A 16,073-nucleotide genomic window follows, 5' to 3' on the forward strand; every position below is an offset into this window, starting at 1 on the left:
CCCTCCGACCCCCACCGCCCATACCGCCCCTGTCGAGATCTTGGAAGATTTCGGCCCTTCCAGGGGCACTTACCTTCCAAGGTCCACGACTGACTCCGCCGGCGTCGCCGGGGCGAGTCCCGACCGGGGGGTGGGTCGGCACGGGCGGTCAACTGTCGGCGAGGCAGACACAGGCTGGGGGTCGACCGAGGGCGGAATGACGGCGGCCGGCGGCGTGGCGGTGACCGGCGACGGCCTGTGGCCGGCCCTTCCGGACGATCGGGCACGGTCGGGGCAGCGGGTCGGCGAGCGATGTGGACCAGGCGCCAGAGACCGGAACGGGTCAGCCGCGAGGGCCGCAGGTGTCACCTGGACTGGCTGGGCGCACCGCGATCCGGGCGTCGGGCGAGGGCCGGAGAGCGCGGCGTTCCAGGCCGACACGACGGCGCTCGACCCGTGGCCGGCGCTGCCCGACGACACCGCACTCTGGTCGGTCGCCGGTGCGGCGGTGGACACCGCCCAGCTGACCCGGCTGGACCGGGAACAGGCGGGCGACTGATGGAACGCGTCGCCTTCCTCATCGACTCCTCCGGCGAGAGGGTGGACTGCCTGCTCAACCCGGAGACCGTTCAGGTGACCCGGCTCGCCGGCGTACGCCAACGCGGTGCCGGTGGCGGGCAGCTCACCGGGGCCGGCCTGGCCGACGACCCGCTGGTCTTCACCGGCGGTGGCCGCACCGAACTGGTGCTCGACCTGCTCTTCGATGTCGACTTCGTGGAGGCGCAACTGCGTCCGGCCGACGTCCGGGTGCTCACCCGTCCATTGTGGATGTTGGCGGAGAACTCCACCGCCGAGCACGGTTGGCTGCGACCGCCGCTGGTCCGGTTGGTCTGGGGCAAGACCTGGAACGTGCCCGGTGTGATCATCGCGGTGGCGGAACGGTTCGACGCGTTCACCGGCACCGGGTCGCCGCGACGGTCCTGGCTGCGGCTCAAACTGATCCGCGCGGCAGAGACGGCCGATCAGGCCGAGGCCGGCTTCGCCGAGGAGTTGGCCGCCGCGAGCACACCGACCGCCGCGCCGGGCAGCGCGGTGATCGCCGCCGGTGACGGGGCGGCCGAGCCGGGTCGTTCGGGTGTGCGCTTCGACCTGCTGGCCAACGACGCGCTCGGCTCGCCGCTGCGGTGGCGACTGCTGGCCGAACACAACCGGATCACCGATCCCCTCGCCGTGCCGGCCGGCACCACCCTCGCCGTCCCACCGGCTGCCGGCACCGGCGGCGGGTCGACCATCGGCGGAGCGGTGACCGGGCTGGCGCGGGCGGTGGCCGGTGCAGTGGGCGCGGGAGCGTCGTCCGTGGGCGCCTCGATCGCCGGCACGCCGCGGGACGCGGCCGTCGGCCCGACCGCGAGTGGTTTCGGAAACCCCGGCGGTACGCCGTGACCAGCATCGCGCCCCGGGCGTTGATCGTCGCACTCGACGGTGCCGAACTGGTCGGCGCGGCCCGTCAGCGGGTCCGCTCGCTGCGGGTGGCGGCCCGCCTCGACCAGCCCACCCAGGCCGAGCTGGTGCTCGCCACCACGGTCGGGCCCGGCGCGCTCGACCCGGCGGTACGCCCCGGCACGACGCTCGACGTACGGCTCGCCGACCACGCGGACGCCCTGTTCACCGGTGAGGTCACCTGCGTGGAGGTGGAGTACGCCGCCGACGGGGCGGCGGTGCTGCGGCTGCGGGCGTACGACCCGCTGCACCGGCTGCGCAAGCGGCAGGGGCTGCGGGTCTTCACCTCGGTGACCGCCGTCGAGCTGGCCCGGGAGCTGTGCGGCGCGGTGGGGCTGGCGGTGACCGCCGAGGCCGACGGCCCTCGGTTGGAGCGGCTGCTCCAGCACCGGCACAGCGATCTGGAGTTGCTGCGCGAGGTGGCCGGCCGGGCCGGGCTGCACCTGGTCGCCGACGGCGACGGCGTCCGGCTGGTCACGCTCGCCGGCTACGGGGAGCCTGTCGCGTTGACGCTCGGCGCGGAGGTGCACACCCTGCGGCTGTCCACCAACACCGACCAGGCCAGCGGCGCCAGCGCGGCCCTGGGCTGGCACCCGCAGCGGGCCGAGGTGATCAGCCAGCAGGTCGACGAGGCGCGCTGCGGCCGGCCCGCCGAGGACCGCCCGGACCCGGCCGACGTGGGTGCCGACGGCGTTCGCACCGCCGTGGACCAGCCCGGACGCAGCGACGACGAGTTGGCCGCGCTGGCCCAGGCCCGCCTGGACACCCGGGCGGCGACGCTGGTCACGGCCGAGGGGGTGACCGAGGGCGATCCGGCGCTCCGGCCAGGCCGCCGCGTCGACATCGGCGGGGTGCCCGACCCGGTCTCCGGGACGTACGTGCTGACCGAGGTGGTGCACACGGTGGACGGCAACGGGCACCTGACCCGTTTCTCCACGGTGCCGCCGGCCACAGCGGCCACCCCGACCGGCGGGGCGGTGGTCACCCTCGGCACCGTCACCGACGTCGCCGACCCGGACGGGCTGGGCCGGGTCCGATTGACCCTGCCGGCGTACGGGGACCTGGACGCCGGTTGGCTCGCCGTGCTCTGCCCCGGGGCGGGGCCGGGCAAGGGCCTGGTGGCGCTGCCCGATCCGGGTGACACCGTGCTGGTGGTGCTGCCCGGCGGCGAGCCGGCCTCGGGCATCGTGCTCGGTTCGCTGTTCGGCGCCGTCGAGCCGTACGACGCGGGCATCGACGACGGAAAGGCCCGCCGCTGGACGATGCGCACCGCCGGCGGGCAGTCGATAGTCGTCGACGACGTGCGGCGCAGCCTGCGGCTGGCCACCGAGGGCGGCAGCTTCCTGGAGTTGACCCCCGACCTGGCCACCCTTCACGCGGCGTCCGACCTGGTGATCTCCGCACCCGGCCGGGCCATGGTGGTACGCGCCCGCAGCGTGGACTTCCTGCACGCCGACTCGACCGAGGACCCGACCACCGCGGCGGAGCAGGCCCGTTCGCTCGCCCGCGCCCACCACCAAGGAGGCGGCTGATGCGCTGGATCCACAGTGACTCCGTGATCACCTGCGATCACGACGGCCGGGTCGAGAACCGACCCTCGCGGCAGTGGGTGACGGTCACCGGCGTGCCCGTGCTCGTCGACGACGACCCGGAGGGACGCACGATCACCGCCTGCCCGAACTACGGCCCGACCATCAAGCCGTGCACGACGACGCTGACCGTCCGGGTCGGCTACAGCGACTGGCTCCGGATCGACGGGCACCGGGTGGTGCTGTCGCACCTGGAGGGGTTCACCAACGGCACACCGCCGGGGCTGGTCAAGCACACGGTGCGCGACCCCCGCCAGCAGTTCCTGGGGGCGGACCGATGAGGGCGTTCCGCTTCGTCGGCGCCGGCTTCGACGCCGGCCGTACCGGCGGGTTGGCGCTCACCGCGGCCGGCGGCCTGGCGATGACCGAGGGCGACGAGAGCGTACGGCAGGCGCTGTTCCTGCTCCTGTCGACCACGCCGGGCGAGCGGCTGATGCGACCCGGGTACGGCTCCCGGCTGCACCGGTTGGTCTTCGCGCCCAACGACGACACCACGGCCGGTCTGGCCATCCACTACGTCCGGCAGGCCATCGCCCGGTGGGAGCCCCGGGTCGAGGTGATCGACGTGGACGCCGGGCCGGACCCGGACGACGCGTGGCGGTTGGTGATCCGGTTGGACTACCGGGTGCGGGCCAGCCTGACACCCGGGCAACTGGTCTTCTCCGTGGACCTGCTCCCGGCCGACGAGCCCGCCCAGGGAGGACCCTCATGACGCTGCCCGTGCCGCACCTGGACGATCGCGGCTTCCTCGACCTGGTCACCGAGGCCCGGGAACGGATCCGGCAGTCCTGCCCGGCGTGGACCGACCTGTCCGCGCACGACCCCGGCATGGCGCTGGTGGAGACGTTCGCGCACCTCACCGAGGTGATGATCTACCGGTTGAACCAGTTGCCGGAGAAGGCGTACGTCTCGTTCCTGAACCTGCTCGGGGTCACCCGGCACGCGCCGACAGCGGCCTGGGCGGACGTCCGGTTCACCCGTACCGGCACCGACCGCGGCGCGGTCCGGATCCCGGCCGGGCTGCGGGTCGCGGCGGCCCGGGGCGCGGACCCCCGGCCGGTCGTGTTCGTCACCACCGAACCGACGCTGCTGCCCGCCGACGAGACGTCGGTGACGGTACGGATGCACCACTGCGAACCGGTCGAGGCGGAGCTGCTCGGGGTGGGCACCGGCCAGCCGGGGCAGGTGCTGCGCGCGGCGCACGCGCCGCTGACGCACACCGCCGAGGCACTGGACCTGCTGCTCGGGGTGGAGGTGCCGGCCGGCACTGTCGAGCTGGGCGCGGCGGCCCGCGAGCACGACGGTCGCACGTTCGAGATCTGGCAGCCGGTGGAGAGCTTCGCCGGGCTCGGCCCGCAGGCCAAGGCGTACCTGGTCGACCGCTGCTCGGGCACTGTCATCTTCGCCCCGGCCCTCGACCTGCGGGCCCCCGCCGGGGCGACCCCGCCCGGCGAGGTCACCGCCGACACGGCCACGCCGGCGAGCACTGTGACAGTCGCGGCGGTGCCGCCGACCGGACGACAGATCCGGCTCTGGTACCGCGCCGGTGGCGGACCCACCGGCAACGTGGCGGCGGGCACCCTGACCAGCCTGCGCGACCCACTACCCGGGGTACGCGTCGACAACCCCGCCCCGGCGGCCGGCGGCCGGGAGGTGGAGGCGCTGGAATCGGTGCTGCTGCGCGGCCCGTACGAGTTCTTCGCCCAGCAGCGCGCGGTCACCGCCCGCGACTTCGAGGTCCTCGCGACCAGCTCCGGCGCGGTGGCGCGGGCGCGGGCCTTCACCCGCGCGGCGGTGTACAGCTTCGCCCGGCCGGGTGAGGTCGAGGTGGTGCTGGTGCCGTACGTGCCGGAGGCGGCCCGACCGGGCGGTCGGCTGCCGGTGGCGGTGCTGCGCGAGCACGAGGTGCCCGAGGCGCGGCACCGGGTCGAGGCGGACCTGGAGGAACGCCGGATGGTCGGCATCCGCTCCCGGGCCAGCTGGGCGCGGTTCAAAGCGGTGTCGGTGCGGGCCCGGGTGGTGGTCCGTCGCGAGGAGGACGTGGACGCTGTCCGTCGCCGCATCCACGACCGGCTGCACCAGACGTTGAGCCCGCTGCCCACCGCGCTCAACCCGACCGGCTGGCCGTTCGGCGAGCCACTGCGGGCGTCCAACGTGTACCGGCTGCTGGAGCACGCCGAGCCGGGGGTGCGCTACGTCGAGTCGGTGCGTTTCGTGGTCGACGAGGCGCCCGACGCGAACGTCCGCGCCCTCGCCGTGGACCAGTACCAGCCGCGCACCTGGTACGCGGGGCGCGGCCCGGTGCTGTTCCGCTCCAGCAACGGCGGCGCGGGTTGGGAGCCGGCCGGTCGCTTCGACGACGAGACGGTGCTGCGGGTGGCGCCCGCACCCGCGCCGGTACGGCCGGGCATCGTCGCCCGTCCCGGCTCGGTGGCCGTGGTGACGCTTCGCGAATCGGGTGGCTCCCGGGTGCACCTGAGCACCGACCTGGGTGATACGTGGTCGCTGCTCACCGACCTGGATTCGCGGATCTCCGACGTGGCCTGGCTGGACCGCGACGGCGCGGGCGCGCTGCTGGTGGCCACCGACACCGGCCTGTACGAGGTGTCGCTGCTGCCCGGGGCGGTGCCGTTGCAGATCCTGGTCGACCCGTCCGACGCCGACCGGGGCTTCTACGCGGTCCGCACGTTCGTCTCCGAGCGGGGCGCGCCGGGCGTTGCGGTGGCGGCGCAGGCCAGCTTCGGGGTGTACCTGTCGACCAGCGGTGGCCGACCCGGCAGCTTCACCCACGTCGGTCTGGCCAACGTGGACAACCGGGTCCTCGCCGTGCAGTACGACGGCCCGGCCACCCTGCTGTGGAGCGGCGCCGGCGAACCGGACCCGAAGAAGCCCGGCCAGGGCTGCCATCGCACCCGGCTGTTCGAGTCCGACGTGAAGTGGCAGGCGATGCAGGCCGGGTGGATCGGCGGCACCTGCCGGGACCTCGCGTTCGCCGGTCAGCAGGCGGTGGCGGCCACGCAGAGCGGAGGGGTGCTGCGGCTGGACACCCTGGCCGCCCAGCCGCAGTGGCAGGCGGTGTCGGTCAACTGCGGGTTGCCGTTGCGGGACCGGACCCGGTTCGTGCCGGTCGACGCCATCGCGGTGAGCGGCCCGACAGCCGGCAGCACGGCAACCGGCGGCGCGGCAACCGGCGGCACCGTCGCGGCGGAGCGGCTGATCCTGGCCAGCGGCGAGCGCGGCGTGCACCGCAGCGCCGACGCCGTCACGTGGACGCCCAGCGCCAACCAGGCCACCGCCGACGTGGTGACCGTCCCGGATACCTGGCTGCTCTGCTCCGGCGAGCACGACATCGAGGTGGTGCGCCAGGATGCGACGCTCGGCGATTGAACGGCTGCTGCCCGCCGCCTACCAGCGGGCCTGCGTGCCGGGCAGCGTGCTGTGGGCGCTGCTGGACGTGATGGAGGGCCTGCACGCCCCGGACGAGGCGATCCTCGCCGAGGTGGATGCGCTGTTCGACCCGTACCGGGCACCGGACGGGCTGGTGGTGCGGTTGACCCGCTGGGTGGCGATGGACCACGTGGTGGCCTCGCCCCGGCCGGACACCCCGCTCCCGCTGCCGGTGGGTCGGCTGCGCGACCTGGTGGCCAACGCCGCCCTGCTGGCCCGCTGGCGCGGCACCCCGTACGGATTGCGCCGGGCCCTGGAGCTGGCCACCGGGATGTCGGGCTTCGCCATCGACGAGCCCGCCGAGCGGGCCTTCCACGTCGTGGTGCGGGTGCCGGTCGCCGCCGCCGGTCAGCTCGCCGTGATCACCCGCATCGTCGAGGCGGAGAAACCCGCCTCGGCCACCGTCGAGATCGTCCTGGAAGAGGAGTCGCCATGACCACCGAGTGGGCGGTCGTCGCCGCCGCCGAGCAGTTCACAGTCGACCCGCGCAACAGCGGCGAGCTGACCTTCACCGTCTCCAACCCGGGCAACGCGCCGGACACCGTGGTGTTCGACGTGGCGCCCGGCGACGGCTCCCAGCGGGCCTGGTTCACCGTCGCCGAGCCGCAACGGGTGGTACCCGGCCAGGGGTCGGTGTCGTTCCTGGTCAAGCTCGCCGTGCCGGCCGGCACCCCGCCCCGGCGCTACGACATGACCGGGTTCGCGTACTCGGCGAACACCGCGCCGGAGGAGAGTTCCCGATCCAGCGGCCGGGTCACCTACGAGGTGCGGGCGGTCGCGCCGCCACGGCGTACCCCGTGGTTGTGGATCGCCGCCGCCGCGGCGTTGGTGCTGGTGGTGGTCGCCGTGGGGGTGGTGTTGCTGACCCGCGACGGCGAGCCGGCCCCCGGCGAGCCGCGGGTGGTCACCGTCGAGGCGGAGAGCCTGGTGGAGGGCGCGGTGATCAAGTCGCCGCAGAACAGCAAGGCGGCCGTTGGCGCGCAGCCCAACTGCTGCGGGGTGACCTGGTCCGGTGACAAGCAGCTCTTCTTCACGGGGCTGGCGATCGGCGATCAGGTCACCGTGACGGTGCAGATCCCGGCCGACGGCACCTGGCGTTTCGCCACGGTACGGACCACCGCCCTCGACTACGCCAACACCGTCTTCGCCATCGACGGCAACCAGGTCGGCGGCACGTTCCTCGGCTTCACGCCGACTGTGCGAAAGACCGAGTTCCTGGACGTCGGCACGGTCCGGCTCACCAAGGGCCCCCACCAGGTCACCCTGCTGGTGGTCGGCAAGACGCAGGGCACGAACTCCTACTTCGCCGGGGTGGACACGTTCCGGTTCACCGAGATCGTGGCGCAGGCCGTGGCGCGATGAGTGGTCGGCAGAAGGCCCTGCTGGGGCTGCTCGCCGTCCTGCTGGTGGCGCTCTTCGTGGTCGCGGTCGGCGCGGGCCGCGACGACAGTGGTGATCCGGGGGCCCGGTACGGGTTCGTCGACCGGTTGGGCGCGCTGGGAGGCGACCGGTCCGCTGTGGATCCGGCGACGGTCAGCGCCGACTGCGCCGACGAGACGGGTCGGCTGGCGTTCTCGGGCAGCTGCCTGGTGCGGGTGGCGGACCCCGGCGGACTGCGCACCCTGGTGCTGCGCAGCACGGCCCGGTTCACTGTCGTCGCCCCGGCACCCGGGGACGCCGACCTCACCATCCGCGACGAGGTCGAGCCGGCGGCGGACGGCACCGGCGCGGTGGCGAAGATCGCCGTCGACCAGGCCACCGAGGTGGGCCTGGTCTGCCCCGGCCTGGGCGGGTGCACTGTCGTCGTGGCCACCTCCTGAGTCGTTCCTGGCCCCACCCGGATTGGAAAGGAAGGTGCCGCCGTGGGTGACCTGCGCAAGCCGTTCCTGCTGCTGGCCATGCTCGCCATCGTCCTGGCGATCGGGGTCGAGCTCGGCGCCGGGCTGCTGCTCGGCGGCGCCGACGCCGGCGCGGCCCTCGCCGACAGCGCCGGCGCGCTGGACGTGGAGCTCGACGACGTGTCCGGGGTCAGCGAACCGTCCGGCCGGGGCACCGGCTACCTGGCGTTGATCGACGCGGTGGCGGTCTGGAGCACCGGGCTGTTCTGCCTGGGCCTGCTACTGCCCGAACGCGTGCAGGGTCGGGTACAGGGCGTCGCCAGCCTGATCTTCTCGATCATCCTGATCATCGTCGGGCTGATCGCGCTGGTCGTCGCGTTCGTGGAGCTGTCCATCATGGTGTCGCTGTTCCTGGCCGTCCCGTTCGGCACCCTGGCGTACCTGGCACTGTGGGGGTTCTTCCCGGTCGGCGAGGCGGCGGTGCTGCTCGGGCTGGTGCTGCTGCTCAAACTGGTGTGGGCCGGGATGCTGGTGCTGGCCCAGCCGCGCTTCCTGCAGAACAAGGGGCTCGTCCTGCTGATCCTCACCACCCTGTTGTGCACTGTCGTGCTGGAGTTCCTGCACAACCTGGTGCCGGTGATCCTGGTCAGCATCGTCGACGACGTGGCGGCGCTGGTCTTCGCGATCATCGCGATCATCTGGGGGCTGGTGCTGTTGATCGGCTCCATCCCGGCGATCGTCAAGGCCATCCGAGTCACCGCCGCCCTACCGACCCGTTGACGCCACCACCCGCCCCTCGGGAGCCGGGCCTGACGGGGATCAGGTTGTCGAGGCGGACAGGTCCAGCACGGCGATCGCCTCACGGGTGTAGGCCTCCAGGTCTTCGAACCACTGTGGATAGGACCCCCGCCGGCTGAAGAAGCGGATCGTGGCGCCCTGGAGGGCGAAGTCCTCGTCATCCACGTCGACGTGGATGGCGACCGCCGCCTGGAGCGTCTCCGAGCCCGGCAGGCCACGCGCCGCCGCCAGCATTCGGCGGGCGAAGTACAGCCCACGCGACGCCGCCCTGGGGAGGAACTCGACTTTCTCCCTACCCAGGTCGTCAAGAGACACGTAGACGTCGTTGATCTCGTACTCGCCTTCCCCGAGCGCCTCCGCCGGGATGTCGTGCACGCGCTTCGGCCGATGCGCCACGAGGAGGAGCGCGCCGCTCGGTTCCACCGTCCAGCCCGCGTCGAGTGTGTCCTGCTCCAGCTCGGGAACGGTCGGCTGGTCGGCGGCGAAGACCGCGCTGCCGAGCAGGCTCCGCATGGCGGCGTTGGTCCTCATCACGATCGTGGAACCCCCGTGGACGTGACTGCCCCATTGACGACTTCCTCCGGCAACGTACGTCATCTCATCGCACCGCGAACGGATCCTCGACCACCCGGTCGTGACCCGGGTCGCCGGGATCACGCACGCGGGCTTTTTCCGGCCCCGGCCGGGCAGCGGCACCGCCGGCGGGGCCACCGACGGGGTCGCCGTCGAGGCGTACCGCTGGGGTTCGCTGACCGCCGGCGCGGGGGGTACGGACGGCCTCGATGTTGCTGCTGCTGCCCTTCATTCGACTGCGTGATCCCCGCAGCCTGACCATCGACCCGGCGGACACCGTGCCGCCGCCGATCGAAGGCCACTGGCCGTACCACACCCAGGCCGCGTACCAGGTGGCGATCCGTGAGCTGATCGACCGGTCCGGTTGACCACCGGGGCCGCGCGGGTTCACGGCACCGTCGCGACCAGGGCCGCCGCCCCTTCCCGGTCGAGGGTTCCGTCGGCAACCCACACCCGGTACCGGCCGTGCCGGCGTCCACCGGCCGGCACCACCGCCGGGCGGTCGAACGCGAACGCCACGCAGACCCCCGGATACATCCCGGTCCGCACGAACCAGCGGTCGTCCGGGCCGAGGCCCGCGAAGACCAGGGTGTACGCCCCGCCGCCCGACCCGGCCCCGGTCAGCGCGAGCCACGGCGCCGCACTGCCGTTGACCGTCTCCTCCCCCGCCGCGTCGGCGGTGAACACCGCCGGTTCGCCGTCGGCGGAGGCCCGCCAGAAGAACCCGCCGTAGCCGGCCCCGCCCGGTCGGCCGTTGGTGGCCGGGCTGCCCAGGTGCACCTCCCGGTCGACCGGGGCGGTGAGGGCGGAGTCCACGTCGAGCCGCCAGGTGTCCGGCGCGACCGTCGACACGGTGAGCGCTCGTCGTTCGGTCAGCAGCACCCCGCCGGCCTGGTCGCGCCACTGAAGATCGTGGGCGTAGCGGCCCGGGGACCGCTCGACCTCGCCGGTGTGCGCGATGACGCCGTGGTCGTCGCGCCAGGTGTAGCCGACATCGCGGACGTAGGTGCGCCCGCCCCAGAGGTTGCTGCCGTCGACGTCCTGCACCGCGAGGGACGCGCCGAGGTGCCATACGTGGTCGGCGGGGAGCGCGTCGGTGACCACCGTTCCGCCGAGCGTGCGGACCGGGTGCAGGTACGGTCGGGGCCCGTGCCGTGGGTCCAGCGCCGGGTCGAGCACGTACCGCGCCACCTCCGTGGCATCGACCGTCAGCCGCACCGGTTCCCCGCTCACGTCAGCTCCCGGCGGCCGACTGCGGCGGCCGGGACCGACCGGCCGGCGGTGGGATCGGCCGGGACCGGCCGGCGGGCGGCGACGGCGTGCAGGGCGGCCACTGTGTAGCCGGCGAGGATCGGCACCGCGACCGGGGTGACCAGGACGGCGAGCAGCCCGGCCAGCGCGACGACCCCGGTGAGCGCGGCCCAGCGGTTGGGCGCGTCGAGGCAGGCGCGGGCGGCCGACCGGGCCGAGGCCCGCCACCGCCCTCCCCCGTTGCCGCCCACCTCGACGACGACCAGCCCGGCGTACCCGGCCAGGCCGGCAGCGATCAGCGCCGTCACCAGCAGCGCCGCCGGGCCGCCCGGCACCCGGCCGGTGGCCAGCGCCGCCAGGTCGGCGGCGAGCAGCGCGGCGCCGGTGAGCGCGAGCAGGCTGACCGGGACACCGGGCAGCACCGAACGGCCGAACCGGCGCACTGTCGTGCGCGCCGACGGCCAGCTGCCGGTGCGCGTCCAGTCGTGCACCGCCGCACTGGCAGTGCCCGCCGCCGCGGCGGCGGTGAGCAGGGGCGCCGCCGCCAGGGTCAGCAGGATGCCGAGCAGTGCGAGGTCGGCGGCGTCGCGGGCGACGTCGCGCCAGTCCCGCCGCCCGCCGGTGTCGACCGGTTCAGCCCTTGATGCCACTGGTGTTGATCCCCTCGACGAGCATCCGCTGGAACGCGACGAAGAACAGGAAGACCGGCAGCAGCGACAGCACCGACATGGCGAACATCGGGCCGACAGCGCTCTGGCTGGTCGAGTCGATGAACAGGGTCAGCGCGACCGGGACGGTGTAGTCCTCCAGTTGGGACAGGAAGACCAACTGCCGGAAGAAGTCGTTCCAGGTCCAGATGAACGAGAAGATCGCCGTGGTGACCAGCGCCGGACGGCTCAGCGGCAGGATGATGTGCCGGAAGATGCCGAACGGTCCGGCGCCGTCGATGCGGGCCGCCTCGTCCAGCTCCCGGGGGACGCCGCGCATGAACTGCACCATGAGGAAGACGAAGAACGCCTCGGTGGCCAGGAACTGCGGGATGAGCAGCGGCAGGTAGGGCCAGTCACCGCCGACCAGCCCGAGCGTGCGGAACAGGATGTACTGCGGAACGATCAGCACGTGCTGGGGCAGCAGCAGCGTGCCGATCATGACGGCGAACCACATGCCGCGCAGCCGGAACCGCAGCCGGGCGAAGGCGTACGCGGCCAGCAGGCAGGAGAGCCCGTTGCCGACGACGGTGAGCAGGCTGACCATGGTGCTGTTGAGGAAGAACCGGCCGAAGCTGACGTCGAAGTTGGACCACCCGGCGGTGTAGTTGCCCGGGGTGAACCGCTCGGGCAGCAGCCCGACGTTGTTGACGATCTCCTCCTGGGACTTCAGCGAGGTGCCCACCATCCAGATCAGCGGGTAGAGCACCACGGCGACGATCGCCACCAGGATCAGCAGTCGTAGCACGGGCCGTCCGCCGGGCCGTCGGCGCGCGTTCGGCGGCGCTGCGGTCGGCGCCGCGGTCGTCGGGGTCACCGTCACCATCACCGGTCCTCCCCGTCGGAGTAGTGCACCCAGAACCGTCCGGTGCTGAAGAAGATCGCGGTGATGACCGCGATGGCGAGCAGGAACACCCAGGCCATCGCCGAGGCGTAGCCCATGTTGAGGTCGGTGAAGCCGGTGATGTAGAGGTTCAGCGTGTACATCAGGGTGGAGTCGACAGGGCCGCCGGTGCCGTTGCTGAGCACGAACGCGGCGGTGAAGCCCTGGAAGCCGTTGATGGTCTCCAGCACCAGGTTGAAGAAGATGACCGGCGAGAGCATCGGCAGGGTGACGTTGCGGAACTGGCGGAACCGGCCGGCCCCGTCGACCGACGCGGCCTCGTAGAGCTCGGTGGGCACCTGCTTGAGCCCGGCCAGGAAGATCACCATCGGTGCGCCGAACTGCCAGATGGCCAGCACCATCAGTGTTTCGAGGGCCCAGTCGGGGTCGTTGACCCACGGTTTGCCGGTGATGCCGAAGAGGCTCAGCAGCGAGTTGAACGCGCCGTCGCGGTTGAACATGTTGACCCAGACGATGGCCAGCGCGACGCTGCCGCCGAGCAGGGACGGCAGGTAGAACAACCCGCGGAACAGCCCGACGCCGCGCCAGGCGCGGTTGAGCAGCAGCGCCACGCCGAGCGCCGCGGCCAGCTTCAGCGGTACGGCGATCAGCGCGAAGGTCACTGTCACCCGCACCGCGTGCCAGTACGACGGATCGGCGGTGAACATCCGCTCGTAGTTCGCCAGCCCCACCCACTCCACCTCGGAGAAGGGGGTGAGGATGTCGTAGTTGGTGAAGCTCAGGTAGAGCGACAGCAGCATGGGGACTGCCGTGACACCCATCAGGCCGATGAGCCACGGCGACAGGAAGACGTACCCCGCCAGACCTTCGCTGTTCCGGAAGCGTCCGGGCCCACGCCGCTCAGCGTGGGCCCGGTCGGATCCAGGGCCGCGTCGGGTCGGGTCGGGAGCCGTGGTCAACGCCACGAACAGCTCCTCTCCTCGCCTTGACGGCGTCAGGCGATGGCGGACTTGCACGCCTCGACGAACTGGGCGGCGGCCTCGGCGGGGGTGGCCCGGCCGTACTGCGCGTTCTCGGCGGCCTTGATCAGCTCGGACTTCACCTTGCTGTGGCCCTTGATCGGCACCTGCGGCGACTTGCCGAACTTCTGTGTCAGCTCCGCCTCGACGGCGATGGACTGCTTCATGGCCGGGTCGGTGGTGTCGTCGCTGACCACGCGGCGCAGGTCCAGGTTGGACGGCAGGCCCCGGTCGGTGCCGAGCAGCTTGACCGCCTCCACGTCGTTGTTCAGGAAGTTGATCACGTCGACCGCGACATCCTTGTGCTTGCTGCCCTTGAACACCGACCAGTACATCGAGGCCCGGGCCCACTGGGCGCTGGGGTCGCCGGGGTAGGCGATGACGCCCAGCTCGTCCTTGGTGTTCTTCTTCAGGTCCGGCATCTGGTTGGCCCAGACCCAGGAGGTCGCCGACTTGCCGGTGACCACCAGCTGCTTGGTGACGTCGCTGGAGTTGCCCTCGTGGATGACGTCGGCGGTCGGGGTGGCCTTGCGGTCCCGGGCGCCCTTCCACAGGTCGAACCACTTGGTCACGTCCTCGGCGGTAAAGCCCAGCTCCTTGCCCTGGTAGAGGTCCTTGCCCTGCTGCCGCAGCCAGACCCAGAAGGCCTTGTAGTCGGCGCTCGGGTCCTGGGTGCCGGGCACCTTGGTCTTGGCGGTGACCTGCTCGGCCCAGGCGATGTGCTCCTCCCAGGTCATTCCGGTCGTGGGCTCGGGCAGGTTGTTAGTGGTCAGCAGCGTCTTGTTGTAGACCAGACCCTGGGTGTTCTCCCCGGCGGCCAGGCCAGCGAGCTTGCCGTCGACCACGCCGTACTGCCAGAGGCTCTCCGGGAACTTGGAGGTGTCCAGCTTTCCGGACTTCTGGTACGAGGTCAGGTCGAGCGTGCTGTTGCGGGCCGCGTACTCGGCCAGGTAGTTGTCGTCGATCTGGAACAGGTCCGGCGGGTTGCCGCCGGCGGTGAGCGTGGCCAGCTTGTCGAAGTAGCCCTGGTTGGCCTGCCAGGTCTTCTCGAAGGTCACGTTCGGGTGCTTCTTGGTGTAGAGCGCGAGGGCGTCCTCGGTCAGCTTGGCCCGGGCGTCGCCGCCCCACCAGAAGATGGAGAGCTTCACCGGGGCGTTCGGGTCGGCGGCGCCACCGTCGTCGTCGCCGCAGGCGGCGGCGCCGAACATCAGCGGTGCGGCGACCGTCACCGCGAGCAGGCCACGCAGCAGGCGCCGCCGGGGCAGCGGGGTACGGTGGGCGCGCCCGACGGGCGCGTCAGTGGTGGGGGGCGTTGCGGGGTGCATGTGCGCTCACTCCTCGGCATTAGGAGGCGACGGCGTCACCGGTGGCCGCAGTCGGGATGCCCGGGTCCGCAGGGCAATGCGGGCCCGGGCCACGTGGTGCGGCCAGGGGACGTGCCGGTCGGGCGTACGGGCCCGGGCCGGTCGAGTCGCGGATGACCAGGTCGGTCTGGAGCATTACCTGTGCGGTGGTACGACGGACGCCGAGCGCCGTGCCGGCACCGGACCCCCGCGCACCGCGCGGTGACTCGATGTCCTGTTGCAGCAGCATGTCGACGGCCGTCCGGCCGGCGGCCCCGGTGGGTGTGGCCACCGTCGTCAGTTTGGGGCGGGTCAGCCGGCTCAGGGTGATGTCGTCGACCCCGACGACGCTCACCTCCTGCGGCACCCGGACCCCGAGCGCGTCCAGCCCTTCGATCAGGCCGATCGCCATCAGGTCGTTGTAGGCGAGCACCGCCGACACGCCGCTGCGTTTCACCTGCTCGGCGACGGCGGAGCCGCCGACCTCGGTGGGCGCGTTGGGGCCGAGCAGTGTCAGCTCTGCGCCACCGGCTCGGGCGGCCGCGCCGGCGGCACGGCGCATCTCCCGGTTGGTCCACGAGCTGCGTGGGCCACCGAGCAGCGCGATGCGGCGGTGCCCCAGGCCGACCAGGTGCTCGATCGCCGAGCGGGCGCCCTGCCCGACGTCCATCAGCACGCAGGGCAGGCCGGTCACCTGGCGGTTCACCACGACCAGTGGCACCTCGCGGCTGAGCTGCTCGATCAGGCTGTTGCTCATCCGAGGGCTGCAGAGCAGCACTCCGTCCACCTGCTTGGCCAGCGCGTGGACCAGCTCTTCCTCGGCGGTCGGGTCCTCGTTGGTGTCGGCCACGAAGACGTGGTAGTCGCGGTGCCGGGCCTGACTCTCCGCCGCCTTGATCAGCGGCGGGAAGAATGGGTTCGCGATGTCCGCGATGATCAGCCCGATGTTGTGCGTCCGCCCGGTTATCAGGGCCCGGGCGGCACGGTTCGGCCGGTAGCCCAGATCCTCCGCGCAGGCGAGCACCCGGACCCGGGTCTCCGGGTTGACCAGGTGCGGTGCGGAGAAGGTGCGGGACACGGTGGAGATGTGCACACCGGATGCTCGGGCGACGTCCCGGATGGTGACTGGCACGGCGGCCCCTTCGTCCGATGTGGTGGCGGTCACGCAGGTGTGGCCCATTAATG

18 protein-coding genes are annotated in these 16,073 nt (G+C 72.5%); 11 read left to right on the plus strand and 7 right to left on the minus strand.

The window, feature by feature from the left end; genetic code table 11:
- Positions 1-196 precede the first annotated feature (196 nt).
- From IW249_RS26570 to IW249_RS26615, 10 genes are read left to right on the plus strand one after another with little or no spacing between them, the layout of a single operon-like run.
- The gene (locus tag IW249_RS26570; RefSeq protein ID WP_196923248.1) at positions 197-538 is read left to right on the plus strand and encodes a hypothetical protein; all 342 of its coding nucleotides are present in this window, start codon (positions 197-199) and stop codon (positions 536-538) included.
- On the plus strand, positions 538-1,422 hold the full coding sequence (locus IW249_RS26575; protein ID WP_196923249.1) for a CIS tube protein: 885 nt from the start codon (positions 538-540) through the stop codon (positions 1,420-1,422). Before IW249_RS26570 ends, IW249_RS26575 begins: the two co-directional genes overlap by 1 nt.
- On the plus strand, positions 1,419-3,011 hold the full coding sequence (locus tag IW249_RS26580) for a contractile injection system protein, VgrG/Pvc8 family (RefSeq protein WP_196923250.1): 1,593 nt from the start codon (positions 1,419-1,421) through the stop codon (positions 3,009-3,011). The genes IW249_RS26575 and IW249_RS26580 overlap by 4 nt, the downstream gene beginning before the upstream one ends.
- Positions 3,011-3,349 carry a hypothetical protein gene (locus IW249_RS26585; protein WP_196923251.1) on the plus strand — a complete coding sequence of 113 codons (339 nt, stop codon included), beginning with the start codon at positions 3,011-3,013 and terminating at the stop codon, positions 3,347-3,349. Before IW249_RS26580 ends, IW249_RS26585 begins: the two co-directional genes overlap by 1 nt.
- Entirely contained in the window at positions 3,346-3,780 is a 435-nt protein-coding gene (locus IW249_RS26590; RefSeq protein ID WP_124823053.1) for a GPW/gp25 family protein, read from the plus strand. The genes IW249_RS26585 and IW249_RS26590 overlap by 4 nt, the downstream gene beginning before the upstream one ends.
- Positions 3,777-6,455: a putative baseplate assembly protein gene (locus IW249_RS26595; RefSeq protein WP_196923252.1), complete on the plus strand. Its 2,679-nt coding sequence runs from the start codon at positions 3,777-3,779 to the stop codon at positions 6,453-6,455. The genes IW249_RS26590 and IW249_RS26595 overlap by 4 nt, the downstream gene beginning before the upstream one ends.
- Complete coding sequence (locus IW249_RS26600; protein WP_196923253.1) at positions 6,436-6,951, plus strand: phage tail protein; 516 nt, start codon at positions 6,436-6,438, stop codon at positions 6,949-6,951. The genes IW249_RS26595 and IW249_RS26600 overlap by 20 nt, the downstream gene beginning before the upstream one ends.
- Entirely contained in the window at positions 6,948-7,877 is a 930-nt protein-coding gene (locus tag IW249_RS26605) for a hypothetical protein (protein WP_196923254.1), read from the plus strand. The genes IW249_RS26600 and IW249_RS26605 overlap by 4 nt, the downstream gene beginning before the upstream one ends.
- Complete coding sequence (locus IW249_RS26610) at positions 7,874-8,335, plus strand: hypothetical protein (RefSeq protein ID WP_196923255.1); 462 nt, start codon at positions 7,874-7,876, stop codon at positions 8,333-8,335. The genes IW249_RS26605 and IW249_RS26610 overlap by 4 nt, the downstream gene beginning before the upstream one ends.
- A 42-nt stretch (positions 8,336-8,377) precedes the next feature.
- Positions 8,378-9,133 (plus strand): hypothetical protein, encoded by a 756-nt coding sequence (locus IW249_RS26615; protein ID WP_196923256.1) that lies wholly within the window; start codon positions 8,378-8,380, stop codon positions 9,131-9,133.
- Positions 9,134-9,172: 39 nt separating this feature from the next.
- Here the strand turns inward: IW249_RS26615 and IW249_RS26620 are convergent, their stop codons facing one another.
- Positions 9,173-9,682, minus strand: a complete 510-nt coding sequence (locus IW249_RS26620) for a hypothetical protein (protein WP_196923257.1) — start codon at positions 9,680-9,682, stop codon at positions 9,173-9,175.
- 251 nt (positions 9,683-9,933) lie between these two features.
- Here IW249_RS26620 and IW249_RS26630 point away from each other — a divergent pair, with 251 nt between their 5' ends.
- On the plus strand, positions 9,934-10,092 hold the full coding sequence (locus IW249_RS26630) for a hypothetical protein (RefSeq protein ID WP_196925114.1): 159 nt from the start codon (positions 9,934-9,936) through the stop codon (positions 10,090-10,092).
- 19 nt (positions 10,093-10,111) lie between these two features.
- On the opposite strand, the gene IW249_RS26635 is transcribed toward IW249_RS26630, so the two are convergent.
- Genes IW249_RS26635 through IW249_RS26660 form a run of 6 tightly spaced genes read right to left on the minus strand, consistent with a single transcriptional unit; the run spans position 10,112 to position 16,020 of the window.
- Entirely contained in the window at positions 10,112-10,957 is an 846-nt protein-coding gene (locus IW249_RS26635) for a DUF6807 domain-containing protein (RefSeq protein ID WP_196923258.1), read from the minus strand.
- Positions 10,954-11,625, minus strand: coding sequence for a hypothetical protein (locus tag IW249_RS26640; protein ID WP_196923259.1), 672 nt, complete (start codon positions 11,623-11,625; stop codon positions 10,954-10,956). Before IW249_RS26640 ends, IW249_RS26635 begins: the two co-directional genes overlap by 4 nt.
- Positions 11,609-12,508 (minus strand): carbohydrate ABC transporter permease, encoded by a 900-nt coding sequence (locus tag IW249_RS26645; protein WP_231392662.1) that lies wholly within the window; start codon positions 12,506-12,508, stop codon positions 11,609-11,611. Before IW249_RS26645 ends, IW249_RS26640 begins: the two co-directional genes overlap by 17 nt.
- Positions 12,508-13,491: a carbohydrate ABC transporter permease gene (locus IW249_RS26650; protein WP_196923260.1), complete on the minus strand. Its 984-nt coding sequence runs from the start codon at positions 13,489-13,491 to the stop codon at positions 12,508-12,510. Before IW249_RS26650 ends, IW249_RS26645 begins: the two co-directional genes overlap by 1 nt.
- Before the next feature lie 29 nt (positions 13,492-13,520).
- A complete protein-coding gene (locus tag IW249_RS26655; protein ID WP_196923261.1) occupies positions 13,521-14,870 on the minus strand; it encodes an ABC transporter substrate-binding protein in 1,350 nt (449 codons plus the stop codon).
- 19 nt (positions 14,871-14,889) lie between these two features.
- A complete protein-coding gene (locus tag IW249_RS26660) occupies positions 14,890-16,020 on the minus strand; it encodes a LacI family DNA-binding transcriptional regulator (protein ID WP_196923262.1) in 1,131 nt (376 codons plus the stop codon).
- Between the last annotated feature and the right edge of the window lie 53 nt (positions 16,021-16,073).

Origin of the sequence: Micromonospora vinacea, assembly GCF_015751785.1 — a bacterium.
Taxonomy (GTDB): Bacteria; Actinomycetota; Actinomycetes; order Mycobacteriales; family Micromonosporaceae; genus Micromonospora; species Micromonospora vinacea.

Bases quoted from the DNA above. Each gene is read 5' to 3' on its own strand.
- IW249_RS26645 (WP_231392662.1), bottom strand. From the start codon at position 12,508: ATGGTGACGGTGACCCCGACGACCGCGGCGCCGACCGCAGCGCCGCCG.
- IW249_RS26620 (WP_196923257.1), bottom strand. From the start codon at position 9,682: ATGAGGACCAACGCCGCCATGCGGAGCCTGCTCGGCAGCGCGGTCTTC.
- IW249_RS26595 (WP_196923252.1), top strand. From the start codon at position 3,777: ATGACGCTGCCCGTGCCGCACCTGGACGATCGCGGCTTCCTCGACCTG.
- IW249_RS26570 (WP_196923248.1), top strand. From the start codon at position 197: ATGACGGCGGCCGGCGGCGTGGCGGTGACCGGCGACGGCCTGTGGCCG.
- IW249_RS26600 (WP_196923253.1), top strand. From the start codon at position 6,436: ATGCGACGCTCGGCGATTGAACGGCTGCTGCCCGCCGCCTACCAGCGG.
- IW249_RS26630 (WP_196925114.1), top strand. From the start codon at position 9,934: ATGTTGCTGCTGCTGCCCTTCATTCGACTGCGTGATCCCCGCAGCCTG.
- IW249_RS26655 (WP_196923261.1), bottom strand. From the start codon at position 14,870: ATGCACCCCGCAACGCCCCCCACCACTGACGCGCCCGTCGGGCGCGCC.
- IW249_RS26590 (WP_124823053.1), top strand. From the start codon at position 3,346: ATGAGGGCGTTCCGCTTCGTCGGCGCCGGCTTCGACGCCGGCCGTACC.
- IW249_RS26605 (WP_196923254.1), top strand. From the start codon at position 6,948: ATGACCACCGAGTGGGCGGTCGTCGCCGCCGCCGAGCAGTTCACAGTC.
- IW249_RS26575 (WP_196923249.1), top strand. From the start codon at position 538: ATGGAACGCGTCGCCTTCCTCATCGACTCCTCCGGCGAGAGGGTGGAC.
- IW249_RS26610 (WP_196923255.1), top strand. From the start codon at position 7,874: ATGAGTGGTCGGCAGAAGGCCCTGCTGGGGCTGCTCGCCGTCCTGCTG.
- IW249_RS26585 (WP_196923251.1), top strand. From the start codon at position 3,011: ATGCGCTGGATCCACAGTGACTCCGTGATCACCTGCGATCACGACGGC.